General features: G+C 72.5%; 2 protein-coding genes. Both read right to left on the bottom strand.

Annotated features, from left to right (window positions below; genetic code table 11):
* On the bottom strand, positions 1-401 hold a 401-nt coding region (locus AOK15_RS41135; protein ID WP_055524362.1), incomplete at its 3' end, for a nuclear transport factor 2 family protein.
* 1 nt (position 402) lies between these two features.
* On the bottom strand, positions 403-1,065 hold a 663-nt coding region (locus tag AOK15_RS41130), incomplete at its 5' end, for an MBL fold metallo-hydrolase (protein ID WP_055524358.1).

Below are 1,065 nucleotides of genomic sequence, written 5' to 3'. Positions count from 1 at the left end.
ACGAACTGCTCGAAGCGGACGATGAGGCCGCCGCGGACCACGAAGTAGTGGGCCACGCGGACGTCGATCGGCTTGCCGGTGGCCTTGTTCGTCGCGGTGTAGCGGGCGAGGACGACGACGTTCTCGCCGTCGACGACGTAGGTGTCGTCGTGGGCGGTCCAGTCGTCCCAGTCCTGGCCCAGCCGCTCCATCACGTTCGACGTGACGCCGTCGGGCGTGCGGTAGGTGCCGGCCAGCGGGAAGCCGGCCATCTCCGTCCACTCCACGTCGGGCGCGAGGGTGGCCCGCAGGGCCGCCAGGTCCCCGGCGGCGGAGGCCAGGTACTGGCGCCGTACGACGTCGGCGGGCGCGGAGGACGTCGTGGAGTCGGTGAACTCTGTGAAGCCGGTGAGGTCGCTCATGTCAGCCCCACGTCATCTCGCCCTTGGCGACCTTCGCGCCGATCTGCGCGGCGATCCCCATGCCGTGGTCGGGGTGGCGGGCGACGAGCGCCTCGGTGAGGGCGGCGCCGTCCGCGGCCTTGCCCAGCTCCTCCTCGAAGGCGAGGAGGTACGCACGGGTCGCGGCGATCGCGGAGGCGTCGGCCGGGGCGCCGGGCACCCGGTGGCCGGGGACGACCAGCTCCGGGTCGAGGGCGGCCATCTCGTCGAGCAGGTCGATCCAGGCGGCGCGGTCGCCGGGGGTGGGGGTGTCGGCGACCCAGACGTGCTCGCGCTGGAACAGCAGGACACCGCCGAGGAGCGTCCTGCTCCCCGCCTGCCACAGGTAGTGGCGGTCGGGCAGCGCGGCCGGGCCGCCCTTGAGCTCGAAGCGGTGGCCTTCCAGGGTCAGGTCGCCGGTGAGCGGGGTGAGGTCGACCAGCCGGGTGGGCAGGTTGGGGCCGAGCGCGGCCCACGCCTTCAGCTTGCCCTCGTAGGAGTGCCGGATGTGCTCGATGACGTGCGGGGTGGCGACGAAGACGGCGTCGGGGAAGGCGTCGGCGATCACTTCGGCGCCGAAGTAGAAGTCGGGGTCGCCGTGGCTGACGAACACGGTCGTCAGCTGCTTGCCCGAGTCGAGGACCTC

This window comes from Streptomyces ossamyceticus, assembly GCF_001418475.1.
GTDB lineage: Bacteria > Actinomycetota > Actinomycetes > Streptomycetales > Streptomycetaceae > Streptomyces > Streptomyces ossamyceticus.
This window is presented reverse-complemented; position numbering and strand designations above follow the sequence as displayed.